Source organism: Streptomyces griseoaurantiacus (assembly GCF_036189845.1).
In the GTDB taxonomy this organism is placed as follows: Bacteria; Actinomycetota; Actinomycetes; order Streptomycetales; family Streptomycetaceae; genus Streptomyces; species Streptomyces griseoaurantiacus.
The window spans coordinates 4548979-4568815 of the sequence record NZ_CP108326.1; the positions used below are offsets into that span (position 1 = coordinate 4548979).

Annotated in this window: 17 protein-coding genes; 9 read left to right on the top strand and 8 right to left on the bottom strand. The window is 73.5% G+C overall.

Annotated elements, in window-relative coordinates:
- Nucleotides 1-4: 4 nt before the first annotated feature.
- The 3 genes from OHB09_RS20315 to OHB09_RS20325 all read right to left on the bottom strand — a co-directional run bounded on the left by OHB09_RS20315 (nucleotide 5) and on the right by OHB09_RS20325 (nucleotide 1675).
- The gene (locus OHB09_RS20315) at nucleotides 5-496 is read right to left on the bottom strand and encodes a succinate dehydrogenase hydrophobic membrane anchor subunit (RefSeq protein WP_006140739.1); all 492 of its coding nucleotides are present in this window, start codon (nucleotides 494-496) and stop codon (nucleotides 5-7) included.
- A 6-nt stretch (nucleotides 497-502) separates the two neighbouring features.
- Nucleotides 503-883 (bottom strand): succinate dehydrogenase, cytochrome b556 subunit, encoded by a 381-nt coding sequence (gene sdhC, locus OHB09_RS20320; protein ID WP_040895570.1) that lies wholly within the window; start codon nucleotides 881-883, stop codon nucleotides 503-505.
- A 150-nt stretch (nucleotides 884-1033) separates the two neighbouring features.
- Nucleotides 1034-1675, bottom strand: coding sequence for a 2-oxo-4-hydroxy-4-carboxy-5-ureidoimidazoline decarboxylase (locus OHB09_RS20325; RefSeq protein ID WP_213088702.1), 642 nt, complete (start codon nucleotides 1673-1675; stop codon nucleotides 1034-1036).
- Between the two features lie 296 nt (nucleotides 1676-1971).
- On the opposite strand from OHB09_RS20325, the gene OHB09_RS20330 reads away from it, so the two are divergent.
- From OHB09_RS20330 to OHB09_RS20345, 4 genes are all read left to right on the top strand, one after another.
- Nucleotides 1972-3567, top strand: a complete 1596-nt coding sequence (locus OHB09_RS20330) for a beta-N-acetylhexosaminidase (protein WP_309486461.1) — start codon at nucleotides 1972-1974, stop codon at nucleotides 3565-3567.
- Nucleotides 3568-3750: 183 nt separating this feature from the next.
- On the top strand, nucleotides 3751-4329 hold the full coding sequence (locus OHB09_RS20335; RefSeq protein ID WP_191854483.1) for a hypothetical protein: 579 nt from the start codon (nucleotides 3751-3753) through the stop codon (nucleotides 4327-4329).
- Between the two features lie 732 nt (nucleotides 4330-5061).
- A complete protein-coding gene (locus OHB09_RS20340) occupies nucleotides 5062-5721 on the top strand; it encodes an RNA polymerase sigma factor (RefSeq protein WP_006140734.1) in 660 nt (219 codons plus the stop codon).
- Nucleotides 5721-6806: a hypothetical protein gene (locus OHB09_RS20345; RefSeq protein WP_328922348.1), complete on the top strand. Its 1086-nt coding sequence runs from the start codon at nucleotides 5721-5723 to the stop codon at nucleotides 6804-6806. Before OHB09_RS20340 ends, OHB09_RS20345 begins: the two co-directional genes overlap by 1 nt.
- Before the next feature lie 234 nt (nucleotides 6807-7040).
- Here the strand turns inward: OHB09_RS20345 and OHB09_RS20350 are convergent, their stop codons facing one another.
- Complete coding sequence (locus OHB09_RS20350; protein WP_040895618.1) at nucleotides 7041-7895, bottom strand: L,D-transpeptidase family protein; 855 nt, start codon at nucleotides 7893-7895, stop codon at nucleotides 7041-7043.
- 388 nt (nucleotides 7896-8283) lie between these two features.
- Here OHB09_RS20350 and OHB09_RS20355 point away from each other — a divergent pair, with 388 nt between their 5' ends.
- Entirely contained in the window at nucleotides 8284-9882 is a 1599-nt protein-coding gene (locus tag OHB09_RS20355; protein ID WP_328922349.1) for an acyl-CoA mutase large subunit family protein, read from the top strand.
- 88 nt (nucleotides 9883-9970) lie between these two features.
- Here OHB09_RS20355 and OHB09_RS20360 read toward each other — a convergent pair whose 3' ends face one another.
- Nucleotides 9971-11425, bottom strand: coding sequence for an FAD-dependent oxidoreductase (locus tag OHB09_RS20360; protein ID WP_328918579.1), 1455 nt, complete (start codon nucleotides 11423-11425; stop codon nucleotides 9971-9973).
- A gap of 93 nt (nucleotides 11426-11518) precedes the next feature.
- Between OHB09_RS20360 and OHB09_RS20365 the strand changes: the two genes are divergently transcribed.
- On the top strand, nucleotides 11519-12214 hold the full coding sequence (locus OHB09_RS20365; RefSeq protein ID WP_006138406.1) for a TetR/AcrR family transcriptional regulator C-terminal domain-containing protein: 696 nt from the start codon (nucleotides 11519-11521) through the stop codon (nucleotides 12212-12214).
- A gap of 43 nt (nucleotides 12215-12257) precedes the next feature.
- On the opposite strand, the gene OHB09_RS20370 is transcribed toward OHB09_RS20365, so the two are convergent.
- The 3 genes from OHB09_RS20370 to OHB09_RS20380 all read right to left on the bottom strand — a co-directional run bounded on the left by OHB09_RS20370 (nucleotide 12258) and on the right by OHB09_RS20380 (nucleotide 16029).
- Complete coding sequence (locus OHB09_RS20370) at nucleotides 12258-13379, bottom strand: acyltransferase family protein (RefSeq protein WP_191890568.1); 1122 nt, start codon at nucleotides 13377-13379, stop codon at nucleotides 12258-12260.
- Nucleotides 13380-13693: 314 nt separating this feature from the next.
- Complete coding sequence (locus tag OHB09_RS20375) at nucleotides 13694-15043, bottom strand: alpha-2,8-polysialyltransferase family protein (protein WP_319351583.1); 1350 nt, start codon at nucleotides 15041-15043, stop codon at nucleotides 13694-13696.
- On the bottom strand, nucleotides 15043-16029 hold the full coding sequence (locus tag OHB09_RS20380) for a glycosyltransferase family 2 protein (protein WP_040894154.1): 987 nt from the start codon (nucleotides 16027-16029) through the stop codon (nucleotides 15043-15045). The genes OHB09_RS20375 and OHB09_RS20380 overlap by 1 nt, the downstream gene beginning before the upstream one ends.
- A 198-nt stretch (nucleotides 16030-16227) precedes the next feature.
- On the opposite strand from OHB09_RS20380, the gene OHB09_RS20385 reads away from it, so the two are divergent.
- The 3 genes from OHB09_RS20385 to OHB09_RS20395 all read left to right on the top strand — a co-directional run bounded on the left by OHB09_RS20385 (nucleotide 16228) and on the right by OHB09_RS20395 (nucleotide 19834).
- Nucleotides 16228-17565, top strand: coding sequence for a DUF6716 putative glycosyltransferase (locus OHB09_RS20385; RefSeq protein WP_040894137.1), 1338 nt, complete (start codon nucleotides 16228-16230; stop codon nucleotides 17563-17565).
- A gap of 86 nt (nucleotides 17566-17651) precedes the next feature.
- Complete coding sequence (locus OHB09_RS20390) at nucleotides 17652-18884, top strand: N-acylneuraminate cytidylyltransferase (RefSeq protein ID WP_328922350.1); 1233 nt, start codon at nucleotides 17652-17654, stop codon at nucleotides 18882-18884.
- A gap of 11 nt (nucleotides 18885-18895) precedes the next feature.
- Nucleotides 18896-19834: an N-acetylneuraminate synthase family protein gene (locus tag OHB09_RS20395; RefSeq protein ID WP_006138416.1), complete on the top strand. Its 939-nt coding sequence runs from the start codon at nucleotides 18896-18898 to the stop codon at nucleotides 19832-19834.
- Nucleotides 19835-19837 lie beyond the last annotated feature (3 nt).

The window sequence follows — 19837 nt, forward strand, 5'->3', positions numbered from 1 at the left end:
GTGCCTAGCGGATGTTCGGGTCGAAGGTGAAGATCACCAGCGTGCCCAGGACGATCGTCCACACCGTCGCGGTGTAGAGCAGACCCTTGAGCCACAGACGGCTCTTCACGCTCTCCGCGTAGTCGTTGATGATGGTGCGCAGGCCGTTGGCGCCGTGCAGCATCGCCAGCCACAGCATGGCCAGGTCCCAGACCTGCCACCACGGCGAGGCCCAGCGGCCCGCCACGAAGGCGAAGCCGACCTTGGACACGCCGCCGTCCAGCACGAGCTGGATCAGCAGGTGGCCGAGGACCAGGACGACCAGGACGATGCCGGACAGGCGCATGAACAGCCAGCCGTACATCTCGAAGTTGCCGCGCGTCGAGCGCGGCGTCTTCTTGGTGCGCTTGCGCGGGGGCTCGATGAAGGGCGCCGGGTTGTCGACGCCGTAGGACCCCTCGTGGGCACCGGAGCCCTCGACGGGGCCGATTCCGGTTGCGGTGGTCTCAGTGGACATTGCGCGTCAGCTCCCGAACACGACTCGAGCGGCGTGACCGAGGACGGGGTAGATCGCGCCGAGCATCAGCACGAGCCACACGCCCACGACGGTCCACAGCATCTGCTTCTGGTAGCGCGGGCCCTTCGACCAGAAGTCGACGGCGATGACCCGCAGGCCGTTCAGCGCGTGGAAGAGGATGGCCGCCACGAGGCCGTACTCGAGCACCGCGACCACGGGCGTCTTGTACGTCGATACGACCTTGTCGTAGGCCTCGGGCGAGACACGGACGAGTGCGGTGTCCAGCACGTGAACGAACAGGAAGAAGAAGATGAGGACGCCGGTGACTCGATGAGCCACCCAGGACCACATTCCTTCCCGGCCGCGGTACAGCGTTCCAGCCGGCACGGAAGAACCCTCTCCAAAGCGGGGACTGGGGCCGGCCGGCTTCGTTGTGTCGGACGGGCCCGGCCGGGTACGGTCCACCGGCCCCGGCCATCGTAGCGACGTGTTGTCGGAACGCTCACTCGGCCCCTGCCGATGTGATCAAACTGGCAATCAATGAGGCACGTACGGCCTACTGGGACGTTCCGAACCAGGGGATTGCGGGGCGATCCCGTCCGTAGCGGCGGCGTAGCCGCCGAGGAGCCGGGTGAGGCGGCCGCGGGCCAGCCGGCGCAGCTCCTCGGCCGCGGCGACCCGCTCGTCCTCGGGATCGTTGTTCCATCGTGACCGGATTCCGGCCAGCACCCGGTCGGCCGCCTCGTCCGGGGCCACATCGTCCAGACAGATGACGAACACGTGCCCGAAGCGGCTCTCGTACGCGGCGTGCGCGGCGCTCAGCGCGGTCTGCGCCGCCGAGTAGGCGCCGTCGGGGAGCAGGGTCAGCGACTCGCCCGCGAGGGCCTCGGCGAGATCGGCCGGAGCCAGGTCGTACGCCGCCTCGTCGGCCGCCGCGAGCAGCGCGGGCAGATCGGGGTAGGGGCGGTGGGCGGCGACCCGGCGGGCCCAGCGCGGGCTGCGGCAGCAGGACAGCAGGGCACGCTCGGCCTCGTCTGCGGGAGCCGTGTTGAAGGCGTGGGGGTCGGGCGTGAGGTGCGGGCGATGCGCGGGCAGCGTGGGTCCTCGGCGAGGCGGGGCCGCGGTGTCGTGTGCACGCGGCGTGTGGATCGGCTGGGGATGAGGTGACAGAAGTGACATCACGTTATCGAGGTCGGTCGAAGGCTGTCCGCGGAAGTCCGGGATTTCACCCGGACGGGGAAGTTTCGGAACCGGAGATGGACGTAGGAGGTCGGACGAGGTCGTGGGTGTCGGCGGCGGGCCGTAGGTTCGGAGGAGTGAACGGGGGCGGATGTGTGCGGGTACGAGTGCGCGAACGCGTGCGGTGAACGGGATGTGCGGTGAGTGCGGGTGACTGCTGAGGTGACGATCGGCGTGGGCAGGAGGCTCGTACGGTGAGCGGGCGGAGGAGAAGGGCCCCGAACCGAAGGACGTCCGTGGGGCGCCGGGGGTTGCTGCTGGGTGCCGGAGTCGTCGTGGCGGGCGGCGCGGTGGCGGCGGCCGTGACGCTGTGGCCCACCGGTGACGGCGGGGGCGAGGGGACGCGCGCCTCCGAGAGCGCCTCGGCGGGCACGTCCGGCGGCGCCTCGCCCTCGCCGAGCCGGAACTACCCGCTGTCGAAGGCCCCGCGCACCATCCCCGCCGTGCGCGCGCACACCGCCGCCCGCGGCCCGGGCTGGCGGCCCGCGTCCGGCGCCCGTGTCGTCGTGAACGACGACGGCCTCGCCGACGAGGGGAAGCTGCTCGCCGGGGAGCTGAAGATGACGTACGGCGGGCGCGCCGGCGCCCGGGCCGGGGACGTGGAACTCGCGCTGGACGGCAAGGGGGACGCCGAGTCGTACACCCTGACCGTGGGGGAGGGCCGGGTGCGGATCGCCGGCCCCGGACAGTCCGGCGTCTTCTACGGCACCCGCACGCTCAAGCAGGAGGTGCACGGGGGCGGCACGGCACCCGAGGGCGTCGTGCGCGACCGGCCCGCCAAGCCGGTGCGCGGCTTCATGCTCGACATCGCCCGCAAGCACTTCACCGCGGGCTGGATAGAGGACCGCGTACGCGAGCTGGGCGACCTGAAGTACAACGAGCTCGGCCTGCACTTCTCCGACGACCAGGGCTTCCGCATCGAGTCGGACACGCACCCCGAGGTGGTCTCCGAGGAGCACCTGACCAAGGCGCAGGTGAAGCGGATCGTCTCCCTCGCGGCCGAACGGCACATCGCGGTGGTCCCCGAGATCGACTCCCCGGGACACCTCGGCGCGGTCATCGACGCCCACCCCGACCTGCAACTGCGCAATGCCGGAGGAGCCTCGGCGAGCCGGGGCACGCTCGACATCTCCAAGCCGGCGGCCGCGAAGATCGTCGACGACCTGCTGGACGAGTACGCCGGCCTCTTCCCCGGCTCCGGCTGGCACCTGGGCGGCGACGAGTACCAGGCGCTGACCGCGTCGAACCCGGCCGCCTCCTATCCGCAGCTCGCCTCCGCCGCCGTGAAGCGGTACGGGGCCGGGGCGACCATCGCCGATCTGACGACGGGCTGGCTCAACGACCGCGCCGCGGTGGTGGCCCGGCACGGGCGGACGCCCCGCGCCTGGAACGACGGCTTCTACCGCTCGGTGAAGAAGGCGGGAGTGTCCAAGGACGTACGGGTCGCCTACTGGACGGGGAAGGAGTACGGGGCCCGGCAGCCGACGGAGTACCTCGCGGCCGGCCGCGAGATCGTCAACTACAACGACGAGTTCCTCTACTACGTGCTCGGCCAGCCGCAGACCTTCGTCTACCCGACCGGGGAGCGCATCTACCAGCAGTGGACGCCGCGGGTGCTGCGCGGTACGACCGCCGTGCCGGCCTCCTACGAGGACCGCATACGCGGTGGCGTGTTCGCCGTGTGGTGCGACCTCTCGGGCGCCCAGACCCAGAACCAGGTCGCGGCCGGGATCCGGATGCCGCTGCGGGCGATGGTGCAGAAGCTGTGGGACCCGGGGAAGCCGGAGCTGTCCTGGAAGGAGTTCCAGGCCCTCGCGAACCGGATCGGCTGACCCCTTCCGACCTCGGTTGACTCTGCGTCAACTCCCCGTGGGTGGCTGGAATTTTACCGCCGCGTGTGGGACGCGTGGGGCGGGAGAGGCCGCTGTGCCGTCCATCATCTGTCGCGCTTAGTAGTGGCAAACCGCGTTTCCCGTGAGAAAGTGGCGCCTCGCAAGGCGTTCCGGGGAGGGGCGATGAGTCTGGTGGACTTGATCGGCGAGGCCGAGGCGCGGGGGCTGGCCGCGAGCGGGTTGGCTTGTTTGGACCGGTGCGTGCCCCTGCTCGGGGGAGGGGACGAGGTCCTGCGCCCCCTGTGGGCCTGCCTGGCCGAGGACGAGGGCGGGGCGGAGGAATGGGCGGTACGCATGGCCAAGGTGCGCGGTGAACTGCCGGGCGAGGACGAGGCGTCCCCGTCCGGCGCGGACCCCGCGGCCGCGGCGGCACGGGGGATGCTCGAGGGCATGCCCGAGACCTGGGACGAACAGGCACTGAGGGCGTGGGCCGAGGCCTGCTCCCTCGCCGCACTGCGGGTGCACGCCCTGCTCGACCCCTCCGCCCCGGGCGGGGGCCCCGACCCGGTGCCCGGCTACCGCGAGGGCCGCACGGAGGGCGCCGCCCCACTCGTCGCGGCGGAACTCCGCCGCCAGACGGCCGTACTGGAACTCCTCGCCGACCACGGCCCGGCCGGTCTGCGCCCGGCCCTGGAGATCTGCACGGAGGGCCGCCGCGTCCTGCGCGCGGTGGTGTCCCGAAGGGCCCGCGGGCGGCGGTAGCCACAAGCGGCGGCAGTGACCGGGGCGCCGGGGCGGCGGGCTCCGGTCCGGCGCTCGTGCGGGGCGGCGGGCCGGGCGGGCACGTCCCCGGTGCGTTCGCGTGCACAACGGGTGCGACGCGATGTGTCGAAGTGGACCTCGACACATCGCGTCGAAGCCGAGGAGCGCGCATGACGTCGAACCTGCCCGTCAAGCCGGACGACGTGGTCGACCGGGACCGGGAGCGGGTTGATCCTCCGCGGTTGCGCGATGAGCGTCATGCGCGAACCGCGGTCGGGAACCGAGCCCCTGCGGTGCCGTGCCGTGGTCGCCCCGCGCCCGGGAGCCTTCGACCACCGGGGCCGGACCTCCGGTCCCCCGCGCGCGGAGTCCACCCGGACCTCGTCGAACCGGCCGACCGCCGAGAGGACGTACTCCTTGTGGATGTGGCCGCGTCGTACGGGAGTCGACGCGGATGCGGCGACGACCGGGGCCGCCACCCCCCACAGGAGAGGCCCCGGTCGTCGCGTGGCACGGGTCGCGCGGCGGCCCGCACTCCGTACAGCGCCGGGGGTGCGTTTTGTGTCACACCCCCGCCCGTCACGAGTCGGTTGCGGCCCGTACCAACGTGGACGGGACCCGGATTGAGGCCGTAACGTGCCATTCGCGCCGGACTGCGAAGCCCACCGTACGGACGAGGACCGACGAACGGACGGTGGGAGCGGCGCCAGTGCGTGCGCAAAGGGAGTAGCGGTGGGGGACGACGCGGAGCTGACCGCCGCGGTGCTCGCGGCCCAGGGTGGTGACGAGGCCGCGTTCCGGAAGGTGTACCGCGCGGTGCACCCCCGGTTGCTGGGGTACGTCCGGACGCTCGTCGGCGACGCGGACGCCGAGGACGTCGCCTCCGAGGCATGGCTGCAGATCGCCCGTGACCTGGGGCGGTTCAGCGGGGACGCCGACCGGTTCCGAGGCTGGGCCGCCCGCATCGCCCGCAACCGCGCGCTGGACCACATACGGATGCGCGGGCGCCGCCCGGTGATCGGCGGCGACGAGAACGAGCTGACCGGCCGGGCCGCCGATTCCGACACCGCGTGCGAGGCCCTGGAGGCGCTCGCCACCGACCGCGCCCTGTCGCTGATCGCCAGGCTGCCGCAGGACCAGGCGGAGGCGGTGGTGCTGCGCGTGGTCGTCGGACTGGACGCCCGCACCGCCGCCGAGACGCTCGGCAAGCGCCCGGGCGCCGTACGCACCGCCGCGCACCGGGGCCTGAAACGGCTGGCCGAGTTGCTGGGAGCGGATGCGGAGTCAACGGGCGCCCTCGACGCGCTCCCCCCTCAGAGGCAACCGCGAGTACGCGCGGTGACGTCCGCAAGTGTGACGCGCTCGCGTTCGCGGACGCAGAAGGATGTGTGATGGCCGACGAGCAGTACGGGTGGCTGGACCGCGACATGGCGGAGCGTCTGCTGCGCGGAGAGCCGCTCCCGGCCGTCGACGAGAACGTCCGGGCCCGGGCCGGCCGGCTGTCCGAGACTCTCGGCGCCCTCACTCCGCCGCCCGCGCGCGAGGACCGCGAACTCCCCGGGGAGGCGGCGGCGCTGGCCGCGTTCCGGGCGGCGCGGGCGCCCGAGGGCACCGAAGCGGAATCCGGGCAGGTCACCGCTTTCCAGAGCGCCGACGCGGGTCTCGTGCGCCTCGGCCGTCCCGTGGACGTCCCGCGCCGGCGGTCGTCGCGGCGGCCCGTGCGGCTGGGGCTCGCGGCCGGACTGGCCGCGGTGACGCTCGGCGGGGTCGCGGTGGCGGCCGGCTCCGGAGTGCTGCCCGCCCCCTTCGGCAAGGACGAACCGGAACCCGGCAGTTCGGTGACGGCCCGCGTCACGCCCCGTCCCTCCGGCACCGGAGCGGCGGACGGCGGCGGCACGGGCGCGCCCGAGGGCGAGGGCGGGACGGCCGGGGGAGGCTCCGCGCGCGAGGGCGCGGGCGGGGGCGGCGCGCGGTCCGGCGCGGGCAAGGGCGAGGCCGCGCTGCGCGGGTCGGGGGCGTGGTGGAACGGGGTGCTCGACTCCTGCCGTGATGTTCGCGAGGGCAAATCCCTCGACGCCGCGCGGCAGCGGACGCTGGAGGACGCGGCGGGCGGTCACGACCCCGGCCGGGTGAAGTCGTACTGCCGTACCGCGCTGGCGTCCCCCGGCGCGAACGGCCCCGCCGCCACGAACGGGAACGGCGGCAAGGACAAGGGCCACGGCAAGGCGCAGGGGCAGGACGGCCAGGGCAAGGGGAACGGCAACGCGAACGGCGGCGGCGCGGGCGGGAACCAGGGCCAGGGCAACGGCAACGGCAACCAGGGCAACGGCAACGGAGGCGGGAACGGCAACGGAGGAGCCGGCGGCGGAGGTCCCGGCAAGGGGCACGGCAACGGCAAGGGAAACGACGCGGGCGGCGACAAGGGCCCCGGTCACCCGGGCGGCGGCGGGCACGCCCACGGCCCGAAGCGGCCGTAGGGGGCGCGGGCGGGACCGGGGGAACGTGTCCCGCCCGCGCCGATGGCGCCGAGCCACGGGTACGGGGGGAACCCCGGCTCGTGTTGCGCCGGCCGATGACCAGTCGGCCATTAGGTACTGCGCCGGGCGGCCGGAAAGTGTCACACCCGGGGCGCACACCGGCTCACGCCGGAGCGAGCCCGCCCTCCCGCGCACCCGCGCCGCCGCCCCTCGGACACACCGCCGCCCCGCGCCTCACCAATGAACGACGACCTTGTCCCCGTCCCGGACCTGCGCGAACAGGGCCGCGATCTTCTGCTCGTCCCGCACGTTGACGCACCCGTGCGACCCCCCGGCGTAGCCGCGCGCCGCGAAGTCGGCGGAGTAGTGCACGGCCTGGCCGCCGCTGAAGAACATCGCGTAGGGCATCGGCGAGTCGTACAGCGTGGAGACGTGGTGCCGGGACTTCCAGTAGACGTGGAAGACGCCCTCCCGGGTCGGGGTCAGTTCGGTGCCGAACCGTACGGGCATCACCGACACCGTGCGGCCGTCGATCATCCAGCGCAGGGTTCGGCTGGTCTTGCTGATGCACAGCACCCGGCCGGTGGTGCAGCGCGGGTCCGGGGGAGCCGCCGGCTGCCCGCCGAAGGCGTACAGCTCCCATTTCGTCGGCTCGTGCGTCATCGCCAGCAGTCGCTGCCAGGTGACGGTGTCCGCGCGGCCGGTCCGCGGCAGCCCGCGCTTGCCCTGGAAGCCGCCGACCGCCTTCGCCGTGAGGTCGTCGTAACTGCCCGTCGGCCCGTCGAACAGCCAGGCGACCTGTTTCAGGCGTGCCTGCAGTTCCCGCACGTCCCTGCCGTGGTCCCCCTCGGACCACAGCACCCGGGCCGGCGCGACGGTACGGGGCGCCGGCGTGGCACGCGGGGCCCGGCGCGGTGCGGGAGGGGCGGCAGGGGTGCCGGGGGTACGGGTGGCCGGGGTGCCGGAGCCGTGCGTGGCCGGTGCGCCCGTGCCGCGGTCGGCGGGGACGTCGATGTGCACGGGGGACGTGCCGCCTCCCCGCCCGTCGTCACCGGGCTGCACCGTGCAGCCGGCCACGGCCACGACCATCACCAGCGCCCCGCCCGCGGCGAGCACCGCGCCGCCGCCCCCGTGCCGTCCGCGTCCCGCCCGCGGGCCGTGCCGCCTCCGCAGGGGCAGAGCCCGCGCCGCCCTCGTTCGCATACCCCTCTTACGCACGCCGCCCCCAGCCGTCTCACCGCTCGCCGTCGATGCCACCCGCGCACCCCGTGTTCTGCCCGCCGTGCGGGCGCTCACGCGTGCTCTCCCGTGCGGGAAGGGGCACAGTTGTGAGCAAGGTCCCAACTCGGCGCACTCCTCCACGCGCACGCCCGCCGCTACAGTCCGTCGCGAGGGTCGTTCGTACCGGCGGGTAACCAGGCAGTCGCGCAGACGGCGGGGACCGGCGGGATCACCAAGCAACGCGGAGGCACACACCATGGCGCGGGAGTCGGGCAGTGCTCGGTCCACGGAGAGCGGTCTGCCGATCGAGCCGGTCTACGGGCCGGGGGATCTGGCGGGCTGGGATCCGGCGGAGCGGCTGGGGGAGCCGGGGGCGTATCCGTACACGCGGGGTGTGTATCCGTCGATGTACACGGGGCGGCCGTGGACGATGCGGCAGTATGCCGGGTTCGGGACGGCGGCGGAGTCCAACGCCCGTTACAAGCAGTTGATCGCGAACGGCACGATGGGTCTGTCGGTGGCGTTCGATCTGCCCACGCAGATGGGGCACGACTCCGACGCGCCGCTGGCGCACGGTGAGGTCGGCAAGGTGGGGGTGGCGATCGACTCGCTGGAGGACATGCGGGTGCTGTTCGGCGGGATCCCGCTGGACAAGGTGTCCACCTCGATGACGATCAACGCGCCCGCGGCGCTGCTGCTCCTGCTGTACCAGCTGGTGGCGGAGGAGCAGGGGGTGGCGGCGGACAAGCTGACGGGGACGATCCAGAACGATGTGCTGAAGGAGTACATCGCGCGGGGCACCTACATCTTCCCGCCCAAGCCGTCGCTGCGGCTGATCGCGGACATCTTCCAGTACTGCCGGGCGGAGATCCCGCGCTGGAACACGATCTCGATCTCGGGCTATCACATGGCGGAGGCGGGGGCCTCGCCGGCGCAGGAGATCGCGTTCACGCTGGCCGACGGCATCCAGTACGTGCGCACGGCGGTGGCGGCGGGGATGGACGTGGACGATTTCGCGCCCCGGTTGTCGTTCTTCTTCGTGGCGCGGACGACGATCCTGGAGGAGGTGGCCAAGTTCCGGGCCGCCCGCAGGATCTGGGCGCAGGTGATGCGTGAGGAGTTCGGGGCGCGCGACCCCAAGTCGTGGATGCTGCGTTTCCACACCCAGACGGCCGGGGTGCAGCTGACGGCGCAGCAGCCGGAGGTGAACCTGGTGCGGGTGGCGGTGCAGGGCCTGGGCGCGGTGCTGGGCGGTACGCAGTCGCTGCACACCAACAGCTTCGACGAGGCGATCGCCCTGCCCACCGACAAGAGCGCCCGTCTGGCGCTGCGCACCCAGCAGGTCCTGGCCCACGAGACGGACGTGACCGCGACGGTCGACCCCTTCGCCGGTTCCTACGTGGTGGAGCGGATGACCGACGACCTCGAGGCGGCCGCACGCGAGCTGATGGGCAAGGTCGAGGACCTGGGCGGCGCGGTGGAGGCCATCGAACACGGCTTCCAGAAGAGCGAGATCGAACGCAGCGCCTACCGCATCGCCCAGGAGACCGACGCCGGGGAACGCGTCGTCGTCGGCGTCAACCGCTACCGGCTCGACGAGGAGGAACCCTACGAACCCCTCCGCGTCGACCCCGCCATCGAAACCCGCCAGGCCGAACGCCTCACCGCGCTGCGCGCCGGGCGCGACCAGGCGGCGGTGGACGCCGCCCTGGCCGCGCTCAAGAAGGCGGCCGAGGGCGAGGACAACGTCCTGTACCCCATGAAGGAGGCGCTGCGCGCCCTTGCCACGGTCGGCGAGGTCTGCAACGCGTTGCGCGAGGTGTGGGGCACCTACGTCCCCAGCGACGCGTTCTGACACACGGTCCGGGCCGTCCGGAACACGGTCCGGACCGTCCGGCGCGCCCCGCGGCGGACGGCTCCCCGCCCGCCGCGCGGGCGCCCCTTCAACGAGCGGGACCGAGCGAGGCACCGACCGCGGACAGGTACCGGGCGAGTCCGGTCTCGTCGGTGCCCGCCCAGCCGACGTACCCGTCGGGGCGGACCAGGTACAGGCCGGGCGCGTAGGCCCCGCGCGGGGGGATGCGGACCGCTTCGGGCGCCTCGGCCGGCCGGCCCACCGCCAGCAGGGTCCAGTGGGGCCCGCGGAACACGTCGAACAGCCGTACGCCGTCGACGCGGGCGTCCGGAGCGCGGTCGCCCGCGCGCAGGGCGTCCTCCGGGAGATCTCCCCGGGTCTCCACCGACAGTGACGACTCCGGGTAGCTCAGGTCGAGCTGTGTGGTGTCGCGGCCCCTGCCGGCCTCGCCGCGGTGCACGCGCGTGCTCAGGCCGAGCATCCCCGCCGCGGTGGGCAGGCGCTCCTCCTCGTAGGTGTCGAGCAGGGACTCCGGTGCCCCGAGGCGCAGGACGGCGCCCAGCTTCCAGCCCAGGTTGTAGGCGTCCTGCACGCTGGTGTTCAGGCCCTGGCCGCCGGCCGGGGAGTGCACGTGGGCGGCGTCCCCGGCGAGGAAGACCCGGCCCTCCCGGAAGCGTTCCGCGAGTCCTGTGCGGGGGCGGAAGCTCGAGGCCCAGAGCAGCGCGGTGACGTCCTCGGGGGCGAGAGGGGTGCGGGCGGCGACGACCTTGCGGACGCCCTCCAGGGAGAGGTCAGGGGTGACGCCCTCCGCGAAGCGCGCCATGACCTGGAAGTCCTCGGTGCCGGCCAGCGGGCAGAGAGCGAGCATCTCCGGGGCGTCCTCCGCCGCCGCCTGGAAGATGTGCCAATGGTCCCGGTCGATGCCGGTGAGCCGCACGTCGGCGACCATGCTCGGGTAGGGGTCGAGCTGTTCGCCGGTCATGCCGATGCCGAGCGCCCGCCGCACCGCCGAGCGGCCGCCGTCCGCGGCGACGGCGTACCGGGCGCGCACGGTGCCGCCGTCGGCGAAGCGCGCCGTGACCCCGTCGGCGTCCTGCGTGAGGCCGGTGAACTCCCGGCCGAAGGCGACCCGGCCACCGAGTTCCCGCAGCCGGGCGTGCAGGATCTCCTGCGTCCGCCATTGCGGGACCATCCACGGACGGTTGTACGGGGCGTCCTCGCTCGGCTCGACCGGTTCGAACATCTGGTGCTCGCCGAGCCGCTGCCCGTCCCGCCAGAGCATGACGAGCGGGTACCGGCCGCCGGCCGCGGTGAACGCGTCCGCCATGCCGAGGTCGTCGAAGACCTCCATCGTGCGCGGCTGGACGCCCTTGCCGCGTGAGCCGGGGAACAGGGCGTCCGCCCGCTCCACGACCAGCGCGTCCACCCCCCGTCTGGCCAGGTCCACGCCGAGGGCGAGGCCGGTGGGTCCCGCGCCCACGACGAGGACGTCCGTCGTCGCGTCCGTCGCCCCGGGCTCCGTCGTGCCGGTGGCAGAAGTCATGACTTTCTCCTTAACATCGTTAAGTCGCGCTTCCGTCCGAGCATGGCCTTAACGGCGTTAAATTGTCAAGGCGGGGCTGTAAGGTTTCCGGACGTGAGCACTGAACGGACAGGCGGCAGCACGTCGACGGCAGGCACCGCACGCGGGGAGCGCCGCGCGCCGCTGGACCGCGCACGGGTCGCCGACACCGCCCTGCGGCTGCTGAACGAGGTGGGTCTCGAAGGGCTGACCCTGCGCGCCATCGCCCGCGAACTGGACGTCAAGGCGCCCGCCCTGTACTGGCACTTCAAGGACAAGCAGGCCCTGCTCGACGAGATGGCGACCGAGATGTACCGCCGCATGATCGCGGGCATCCCGCTGGACCCCCAGGAGACCTGGCGGGAGCGGCTCCTCAACTCCAACCGGGGGCTGCGTACCGCCCTGCTCGCCTACCGCGACGGCGCCCGCGTCTTCAGCGGCTCGCGCTTCACCGGCGCCGCCCACGCCGAGCGGATGGAGGACACCCTGCGGGTGTTCACGGAGGCCGGCTTCACCCTCACCCAGGCGGTCCGGGCGACACAGACCTCGTACCTCTACACCATCGGCTACGTCACCGAGGAACAGGGCGTCCAGCCCATGGCCGACGAGCGCCGCGAGGGTTACGACGTCGAGGAACGGGCCCGTCTGATGGCCGAGTACCCGCTGTCGGCCGCGGCCGGCCGCGAGATCTTCGAGGACTTCGACCGCCACTTCGAGGAGGGCCTGGCCCTGCTGACGGCCGGGATCGCGGCGCGGTACGGCATCGCCTGAGGCGACGTCACGGCGCGGTGCCCGGCGGGGCCCGTCCCGACGCTCAACGCGCCTTGTTCAGCACCCCGCGCAGCCTCGGGGTCAGGGGCTTCTCCACCCAGCCGTGCACCAGCCGGGCCAGGGTCAGCATCGCCGCCACCGTCAGCGGGAGCGTCGCGTACGACGGGAGGCCCCAGGTGCGGTGCAGGAGCTGGATCGCCGGCCAGCCCAGATGCTCGTGGACCAGGTAGAAGGGGTAGGTCAGTGCCCCGGCCGTGGTCAGCCAGCGCCAGTTCACCCCGTTCAGCAGGCCCAGCGCGATCGCCCCGACCGCGACGAACGCGAACGCGACGACCAGGACGATGCCGCCCGAGGTGCGGTGGGCGAAGGCGTGCGGGTCCGCGGCGTTCCACAGGTCGCGCACCGCGTAGTGCTGCCCGATCAGGAAGCTCACGGCCACGATGCCCCAGCCGTAGCCGTCCCGCCGGTCGCGGTGGAGGAGGTGGAGGCCGACGCCGCCGATGAAGAACGGCGCGTACTCGGGCATCAGGACCAGGTCGAGCAGCGGCTCGTGCACGGACCGCGTGAGGGCCGCCGCGAGCGTCCAGCCCGCGCAGAAGAGGATCACCCGCCGCCGGTTCACCCCGGGCAGGACCACGCACAGCGCGAACAGTGCGTAGAAGCGGACCTCGGCCCACAGCGTCCAGCACACGCCCAGCACCCGGTCGACGCCCAGCGGCATCTGCAGCATCGTCAGGTTCAGCAGCGCGTCGCTCGGCGACACCGCCTCGTAGGCCACCACCGGCAGCGCGAACACCGCCGTCACGAGGACGACCGCCGCCCAGTACGCCGGCAGCAGCCGGGAGGCGCGGGAGGCGAAGAACGACGTCAGGGACCGCCCCCAGCCGCTCATGCAGATCACGAACCCGCTGATCACGAAGAACACCTGGACGCCGAGGCAGCCGTAGGCGGCGTACGAGTGCAGCGTCGGGAACTGCTCCGCGGGAGAGGTGCCCCAGGCCCGCGCCACCTCACCGCCGCGTCCGGCGTAGTGGTAGACGGCCACCATCAGCGCGGCGACCAGTCGCAGGCCGTCCAGGGACCGCAGCCGGTGCTCCCGCCGTGGTGCCGCCGGCTGCGGTCGCGCGGGCACGTCGGTCACCGGACGGACGGGCAGGGTGGTCACGGCGGCCCTTTCGACGGCGTGGGACGGGTTTCTCGGCCGGGAGTGCGCACCGGGGCGGAGACTCGCACGTTAACCCCTGCCCACCGGCCGTCCGGCCCGCCGGGAGAAGCCTTGTCCACCCGGTTCCGGCATGTTCATCTCCAGGTCACCCCGGCTTCCCGGAACACCCCCGGGCGCGGGGAGCGGCGACCCGCCGCCCGGCGGGGCCTGCCGGGGCAGCGCCCCGGACGGGGCGTCCGGGAGACGGACGGGGGCCGGCCCGCGGGTTCGGCGGGTGGCCGTGTCCCCGGTTTGTCCCCCGTCGGCGGTGGGGCTCAGCGCCGTACCGCCCTGCGCATCGCGCGCGCCCGCCGGACCACCCGGCGGGCCGTCGCGTTGTTCGGCAGGAAGGCCAGGCGCTCGGGGATGCCGCCGGGCAGGCCCAGCGAGGTGAGGCGCCTCCTGCGGACGTAGCGGCGGGTACGCGGGCCGGGGTGGGCGGACAGGTACCGGGTCGCGGCCGGCCGCAGCGAGGGGTACAGCTGCGGCTGCATCATGAAGCCGACCGCGGTGACCAGTTCGCCCAGCAGGTCCGCCGGTACCGGGTCCTCGCCGGGCCGCTCCTCCAGGTCGGGGAGCAGCGCGTCGGCGAGGACGGCCGGCACCCGGTTGCTGTTCTGGTAGGGCGTCAGGCGGTCGAGGAGCAGTTCCGTGCCGGTGCGGGCCACGGGCAGGCCGTAGAGCGCGGAGGCGGTGAACAGGGCGGTGGAGAAGCAGCCGGCGACCAGAGCGGGTCGCGCCCGTTCGAACAGCACCTCGGCGAGCACCGGGGTGTCGAGCACGGTCAGTTTCACGCCCAGCCGCTCCGCCTCCTCCTCCAGGGCGCGCCCGTACCGGGCCGGCGCGGACGGGTGCGGCTTGAAGACCAGGGCGCGGTGGCCGCGCCCGACCGCCCCGCGCGCCATCGACACGTGCAGCCGCTCCTCCTCCTCGGGGGAGAGGATGCCGAGCGCGGAGAGGTACTGGCCGAGCAGCAGCGCCGCCCCCTCGGGGATCTCCGGCGGCGGTGCGGCGGCGGCGAGCTCGCCCATGACCTTCAGGAAGGCGGGCGTAGGCACCAGGTGGGCGGGCACGTCGAACTCGGTCAGCAGCAGGGGCGTGAGCCCGGGCACCAGGTCGAGGTGGAGCAGCCGGCGCACCCGGGTGCCGACCAGCGGGTCCAGCTTGTTGCGGGTGGGGCCGTAGCTCATCAGGCCGTCGGCGTAGACGTCGATCGGCGCGTCGGTGAACAGGGTGGCGATCGAGAGGGCGGGCGGGACCTGGAGGGACTCCAGGACCAGCTCCACCCGGTCCTCGCCGAGCCCCCACAGCAGCCGCAGATACCGCTCCAGCAGGGGGACGTCGTCGGGGCGCGGCGCCCAGGCGCCCGGGTGGAAGGGGCGGACGGCCTCGTTCCAGGAGAGGACGGCGTCGAAGTGGGCGCGCAGCGGCGCGAAGCCCGGCAGTTCGTCGAGGGACGGGGTGGTCTCCGGCGTACTCGCGTTGTTGCAGACGAGGAGCAGCCGGCGGTCCGCCTCGGCGAACAGCCCGGACTCCAGGGCGGCGGCCAGGGTGGCGGCGCCGTAGAGGGTGGAGGCGCAGAAGATCTGGGTGGTGGCGCGCCGGGGGAGGTCGTTACGGGGCATCACGCGGCCGCCTTCGCTGGGGTGATCCGGCGCCGCAGCCGCCGCAGCCTCGCCGCGCGGTGCGGATCCATGGTGTCGAGTATCTCGTCGAGCGTGTCCTGCGGCAGGCGCCGGATCGCGGCCGCGCTCATCGCCCGCAGCCGCTTGGCCACGGCCGGTTCGAACTTGGCCTCGTCGGCGAGGTGGTGGGCGATGATCGCGCAGTAGGTGCGGACGGCCTTGGGCAGCAGCCGGGCGGCGTCCTCGTCCCGCGCCGTCTCCTCGATCACCTGGTCGAAGGCGCGGATGAAGTCGAGCTGGCGGACGTCACCGATCTGGGTGAGGGAGGAGGCGACCCCGCGCCGGTAGAAGACGCCGAGCAGTCCCACCACGGCGAAGGACCGCGCCTCCCGGTGCAGCCGCCAGATCCACGGCCGGTCCTCGGCGGTGCGCAGCCCGTCCGTGAAGTGCAGCAGGCCCCGCTCCAGCAGCCGACGGTGGTAGATCCCGGCCCAGGCGTAGGCGTAGTCCACGGAGGTGCTGCGCTCGGCGGGCAGGATCGACCCGCGCGGGTCGAGCACCTCGCCGCGCCGGCCGACGGGCACCCGGTGCACGGTGCGGGCGCGGGCGGTGGCCTGCACGTGGTCGGTGCGCACGAAGTCGCAGCCGAGGTCCTCCACGGCGGCGAGCAGCGCGGCGAGATGGCCGGGGGCGAGCCAGTCGTCGCCGTCCAGGAAGGTCAGGTACTCGCCGCCCGCCGCGTCCAGACCGGTGTTGCGCGCGGTGGCGAGCCCCCCGTTCTCCTCGTGGCGGACGTACCGCACCCGGGCGACGTCCGAGAGCTGCTCGGCGGCGCGTTCGAGAAGGGCCGGAGTTCCGTCCTTGGAATGGTCGTCCACCAGCACGAACTCGAAATCCTCGCGGGCATTGGACCGCAGACTTCGGAGCATGTCCGGCGCGTATTGCTGCACGTTGTAGAACGGCACGATCACGGAGAGCTTGGGCACCCGCACGACGCTAGGAGCCGCCCCGTCAGCGGAACTTGCCGGTGGGGGGACGGCCGGTGAACTCCTCGTGTCGGAACGGTGCACCGCGTGTACGCCGGGGAATTCCGCGGGCCGGTTCGGTTTCCGGTGGCGCGTTGTTCACTTCTCGTTGAATCCCGGTTGGGCCGGGCATCGGAATCGCTTCCTAGCGTCTTGGGCGTGCCAGCAAGTACACCGAAGCCCCCGCGCATCGCCGTCCTCGCGGATTCCGACACCCGCTGGAAATGGGGTGCGCTGACCGCCGGACGGATCGCCCCCGGTGGCGCCCCCGTGCTCGACGGCTTCCTGCTGCGCGGCCGGGCCACGCCCACCCCGCGCCAGCTCGCCGAGGTCGGCGTCCACGCCGACTCGCTGCGCGAGGTCACCGCCACCGCCTTCCTGCGCGCCATGACGGAGGAGGAGTACGACGTCGTCGTGCTCGCCCTCGTCGGCGGGGGAGTGCAGGCGCTGCTGCACGGTCTCGGGCGGGCCTGGGAGGGCCGCTCCCGGCGCCCCGTGGTCGTCACCGGCTACGTCGGCGTCGTCTACGAGAAGCTCGCCGACGGCCTGCTGCTGCGGCACGGCGCGGACCTCGTCCTCGCCAACTCCCGCCAGGACGCGGAGCGTTTCCGCGCGGTGTACGAGGGGGTCGGCGCCGACGCCTCGGCGGTCACGGAGGTCGCGCTGCCCTTCCTCGGCGGCGCGCCCTACACCGGCCCGCCCGGGCCGGGGGCGGAGGAGGGAGGCAGGCCCTTCACGGTCGTCTTCGCCGCCCAGCCCTCCGTGCCCGCCGGCCGCCGGGAGCGCACCTACCTGCTCGACCGTCTCGTGCGGCACGCCCGGCTGCACCCGGAGCGCGAGGTGCTGCTCAAGCTGCGCTCCCGGCCCGGCGAGCACACCACGCACCTGGAGGAGCTGCCCTACCAGAAGCTCGTCCGCAGGGCCGACCCGCCGCCCAACCTGCGCCTGATCCACGGGCACATGGGCGAGGTCCTCGACCGCACCGACCTCCTCGTCACCGTCAGCTCGACGGCTGCCCTGGAGGCGCTGCACCGGCGCATCCCGACCGCCGTCCTCACCGACCTCGGGGTGCGCGAGACGCTCGGCAACCACCACTTCACCGGCTCCGGCTGCCTCACCTCCTGGGACCGGCTGGACGCCGGGCACCGCCCCGAACCCGAGGAGGACTGGGTCGTCCGGCAGGGCGTCGCGGCCGGCGAGGGCTCCTACGACACCGCCTTCGACGGGGCCCGCACCCGCATCGCCGGGCTGCTCGCCCGGCCCGGCGGCCTGCCCCCCTTGACCCCGTACTACACGCTCGCGACGGCCCCCGGCTATCTGCCGGGCATCCTCGCCCGCCACCACCTCGGCCCGGACGGTCTCCCGCTGCCGGGCGCGCCCGCCGCCGACCGCGAGCCGGGCCCGGTCCGGGAGATCGTGCGCCGCGCCGCGCGCGGCGCCTACCGGCACGGGGTGCAGCGGGTCGCCCCGGCGATCCGCCGGATGGGGGAGCTGTGAACGTCCCGAACGTCCCGGGCACCACCCCGGGCAGCCCGAGCACCCCGAGCGTCCCGACGCAGCCCCGACGAGAGGGAGCAGAACCCATGACCGGTCCGCACGAGGGCGCCACCCCGCGCCGGGTGCTCGCGGTGATCCCCGCGCGCGGCGGCTCCAAGGGGGTGCCCGCGAAGAACCTCGCCCCGGTCGGCGGGGTGCCGCTGGTGGCCCGGGCCGTGCGCGAGTGCCGCGCGAGCCGCCTGGTGACCGACGTCGTCGTCTCCACCGACGACCGCGCGATCGCCGCCGCCGCCCGCGAGGCCGGCGCGGAGGTCGTGTCCCGCCCCGGCGCGCTCGCCGGGGACACGGCCACCTCCGAGGCCGCCGTCCGGCACGCGATGGACACCCACGAGGCACTGCACGGGGCGCCGGTCGACGTCGTCCTGCTCGTGCAGTGCACCAGCCCCTTCCTGGTCGCCGAGGACCTCGACGCGGTGGCCGGCGCCGTCGCCGAGAAGGGCGCCGACACGGCGGTGACCGTGGCCCCCTTCCACGGCTTCGTGTGGCGGGACGGCGAGCCCGGCGCCCCCGCGGCGGAGGGCGGGCACGGCGTCAACCACGACAAGTCCCACCGCCCGCGCCGCCAGGACCGCCCCCAGGACCTGCTGGAGACCGGCGCCGCCTACGCGATGGACGCGGCCGGCTTCCGCACCCACGGGCACCGCTTCTTCGGCCGCACGGACCTCGTGCGCACCGACCCGGCCCGCGTGCTGGAGATCGACGACCCGCACGACCTGGCCCGCGCCCGTGCGCTGGCCCCGCTCCTCGACGCGCCCCGGCGCGGTGCGCTGCCGACCGCCGGGGACATCGACGCGGTCGTCCTGGACTTCGACGGCACCCAGACCGACGACCGGGTGCTGATCGACGCCGACGGAAAGGAATTCGTCTCCGTGCACCGCGGCGACGGCCTCGGCATCGCCGCCCTGCGCGGGAGCGGCCTGAAGATGCTGATCCTCTCCACGGAACAGAACCCGGTCGTCGCCGCCCGCGCCCGCAAGCTGCGGATCCCCGTGGCGCACGGCGTCGACCGCAAGGACCTCGCGCTCAAGCAGTGGTGCGAGGAACAGGGCATCGCGCCCGAGCGCGTGCTCTACGTCGGCAACGACGTCAACGACCTGCCGTGCTTCGCCCTCGCGGGCTGGCCCGTGGCGGTCGCGAACGCCCACGACCTCGTGCGCGGCGCCGCCCGCGCGGTCACCACCCTCCCCGGCGGCGAAGGCGCCGTCCGGGAGATCGCCGGCTGGATCCTCGGCCCCTCCCTCGACTCCCTCCCCGACTAAGGAAATCCCTCATGAGCACCCACTCCCGCATCCGCACCCTCGGTTCCCGCGAGGCCGGCCCCGGCCGCCCCGTCTACGTCACCGGTGAGATCGGCATCAACCACAACGGCGAGCTCGAGAACGCCTTCAAGCTGATCGACGCGGCCGCCGAGGCCGGCTGCGACGCCGTCAAGTTCCAGAAGCGCACCCCCGAGATCTGCACCCCCCGCGACCAGTGGGACATCGAGCGCGACACCCCCTGGGGCCGGATGACGTACATCGACTACCGCCACCGCGTCGAGTTCGGCGAGGAGGAGTACCGGCGGATCGACGCGTACTGCAAGGAGAAGGGCATCGACTGGTTCGCCTCCCCGTGGGACACCGAGGCCGTCGCCTTCCTGGAGAAGTTCGACGTCCCCGCGCACAAGGTGGCCTCCGCCTCGCTGACCGACGACGAGCTGCTGCGCGAGCTGCGCGCGACCGGCCGCACGATCATCCTCTCCACCGGCATGTCGACCCCGAAGCAGATCCGGCACGCGGTGGAGGTGCTGGGCAGCGAGAACATCCTGCTCTGCCACGCCACCTCGACCTACCCGGCCAAGGCCGAGGAGCTCAACCTGCGCGTCATCAACACCCTGCAGGCCGAGTACCCGAACGTGCCGATCGGCTACTCCGGCCACGAGACGGGCCTGCAGACCACGCTGGCCGCCGTCGCCCTCGGCGCCGCCTTCGTCGAGCGGCACATCACCCTCGACCGCGCCCTGTGGGGCTCGGACCAGGCGGCCTCCGTCGAACCCCAGGGGCTCACCCGGCTGGTCCGCGACATCCGCACCATCGAGGCCTCGCTCGGCGACGGCGTGAAGAAGGTCTACGACTCCGAGCTCGGCCCGATGAAGAAGCTGCGCCGCGTCCCCGGCGCCGTCGCGGAGGCGGAGATCGCCGCGGCGGCGGGCGAGCCGGTCGCGGTCTGACCG

Bases quoted from the DNA above. Each gene is read 5' to 3' on its own strand.
- OHB09_RS20355 (WP_328922349.1), top strand. From the start codon at position 8,284: ATGGCGCGGGAGTCGGGCAGTGCTCGGTCCACGGAGAGCGGTCTGCCG.
- OHB09_RS20345 (WP_328922348.1), top strand. From the start codon at position 5,721: ATGGCCGACGAGCAGTACGGGTGGCTGGACCGCGACATGGCGGAGCGT.
- OHB09_RS20360 (WP_328918579.1), bottom strand. From the start codon at position 11,425: ATGACTTCTGCCACCGGCACGACGGAGCCCGGGGCGACGGACGCGACG.
- OHB09_RS20315 (WP_006140739.1), bottom strand. From the start codon at position 496: ATGTCCACTGAGACCACCGCAACCGGAATCGGCCCCGTCGAGGGCTCC.
- OHB09_RS20350 (WP_040895618.1), bottom strand. From the start codon at position 7,895: ATGGTCGTGGCCGTGGCCGGCTGCACGGTGCAGCCCGGTGACGACGGG.
- OHB09_RS20375 (WP_319351583.1), bottom strand. From the start codon at position 15,043: ATGCCCCGTAACGACCTCCCCCGGCGCGCCACCACCCAGATCTTCTGC.
- OHB09_RS20335 (WP_191854483.1), top strand. From the start codon at position 3,751: ATGAGTCTGGTGGACTTGATCGGCGAGGCCGAGGCGCGGGGGCTGGCC.
- OHB09_RS20325 (WP_213088702.1), bottom strand. From the start codon at position 1,675: ATGTCACTTCTGTCACCTCATCCCCAGCCGATCCACACGCCGCGTGCA.
- OHB09_RS20395 (WP_006138416.1), top strand. From the start codon at position 18,896: ATGAGCACCCACTCCCGCATCCGCACCCTCGGTTCCCGCGAGGCCGGC.
- OHB09_RS20390 (WP_328922350.1), top strand. From the start codon at position 17,652: ATGACCGGTCCGCACGAGGGCGCCACCCCGCGCCGGGTGCTCGCGGTG.